We start from the raw sequence: 1,738 nt of genomic DNA, 5'->3' as shown, positions 1-1,738 counted from the left end.
GTCGCGAGCGTCAATGTCGCGTCGGTCGTCGCGTCTGTCACGAGGTGCCTCCTTCCGGTTTTGGGCAGTGGATCAGGATATGGGGTGCCACCGACAAAGTGTCAGCGGCGGCTCGAAGTGAGCGACGCGCTCACCCTGGCGGGGAGGGCTCGGAGTCGGCGGCAGCGCCGCCTCGTCGCACCCAGTCGTCGATCTCGCTGGCTTGGAACTTCCAGAGGCGTCCGACCTTGTGGGCGGGCATGGCCTTCTCGGCAATCCAGGTGTAGACGGTGTCTTTGGTGACCCCGAGGTGGGCGGCGATGTCGTCTGCGGACAGCCACGGCTCAGCCACGTTGGTCCTCCCTCGCTCTATGGCCCAGGCAGGCCAACACTCACGATGATACCGGCGGAGGTACGTCTTGAGTTGGGTTTCTCCGGGCGTGACCGAACGAGATGGGTGCCGAGAGTGGTCGCTCCATTCAGCCGATCAGCGTGGGACACGCGACTTGAGCCAGACGGTCACAGCCTCGCGCCAGCGGTCGGGGTCGGTGTTCCAGCAGAGGGTGTGGCCGGCGTCGAAGGCTTCCAGCTCGACGAGGTCCGGGCGCGCGTCGCGGAGTGCTTGTGAGAGCCGGATGGGTACGGAGTCGTCTCGGGTGCCGTGGAGGATCAGGGTCGGCGTGGTGAGGTCTGCGGCCCGTATGGTCCAGTCGAAGGAACTGAGCGGGATGCGCCCCGGTAAGCCGACTGCGCGAGCCAGTGGTGTGAGGGTGAGCCATGGGATCGCGAGGTGCCCGGCTGCTGCGGGCAGTCCGGTGCGGGCGCTGTTGGCCTTGATGACTTCGGTCCAGTTGAGGACTGGTGAGTCGAGGACGAGCGCGGCGATCAGCCCCTCGTGTCGAGGCCGGTTGGCGAGCTGGAGGGAGATCGCGGCACCCATCGACCAGCCGAAGAGCACGATTCGTTGGGCTCCTCGTCGGACGGCGTACCCGATGGCCTCGTCACCGTCGGCCTTCTCCGTATCGCCGAGGGTTGAGCGGCCGGTGCCGACGCGTGGCCCTTCTGCGGTGTTGCGGTAGCTGACGACGAGGGAGGTGTAGCCGAGCTCGGTTGCGGCGCGGACGCCGCGGAGGGTGCCGGCGTGGGTGCTGCCGAGGCCGTGGATGTGGATGGCCCACGTCGAAGGGTCGCCGTCGATGCGCCAGGCCGGGCATGGTCCTGCCGGGGTGGTGATGGTGATGTCGCGGGCGTGGAGTTCGGCGTCGGCTGGGGTGGCGTAGTAGATGCCGCTCCACGAGGCCCGGTTACCAGCCTTCGGGATGAAGCTGGGCGCTATGCCTGTGATCCTGCGGGCGACGCGAGTGGGTCCGCGATCGTCGATATCGGTGGAGAGCTGTGCCCATCCGCCGTGCTCGAACCAGAGGTTGTAGATGCCGGGTGCGGTGGTCTGCTCGGTGCGGTCGAGCACGATCAGGTCGCCGTCTTCGTCTTGCTCGACTCCTCGGATGGTGAGGTCGAACGTTCGTGGGCCAACGGGTGCGGTGAGTCGGCGCGCGATTGCCCATCCGAGCCCGCCGGCTGCTGTGATCCCGCCGCCAAACGCGATGCGGCCGATCACGATCCGCGCTCCTCGACGCTGGCAACGGGCAGCGTCGTTGCGACGGTGGCGTCGTTTCCTACGAGGTGGCTCTCGGCGCGTTCGAGGAGGTCGCGGTCGTCGGTGCTGATGTCGAAGGTGATGCGGGGGTCGATCATCGCG

2 protein-coding genes are annotated in these 1,738 nt (G+C 67.5%); both read right to left on the bottom strand.

Annotated elements, in window-relative coordinates:
- Positions 1-130 precede the first annotated feature (130 nt).
- The gene (locus tag L979_RS00545) at positions 131-331 is read right to left on the bottom strand and encodes a helix-turn-helix domain-containing protein (RefSeq protein ID WP_047688041.1); all 201 of its coding nucleotides are present in this window, start codon (positions 329-331) and stop codon (positions 131-133) included.
- Positions 332-466: 135 nt separating this feature from the next.
- Entirely contained in the window at positions 467-1,597 is a 1,131-nt protein-coding gene (locus L979_RS00540; RefSeq protein WP_047688039.1) for an alpha/beta hydrolase, read from the bottom strand.
- Positions 1,598-1,738 lie beyond the last annotated feature (141 nt).

This window comes from Kocuria sp. ZOR0020, assembly GCF_000800955.1.
Lineage (GTDB): Bacteria > Actinomycetota > Actinomycetes > Actinomycetales > Micrococcaceae > Kocuria > Kocuria subflava.
This window is presented reverse-complemented; position numbering and strand designations above follow the sequence as displayed.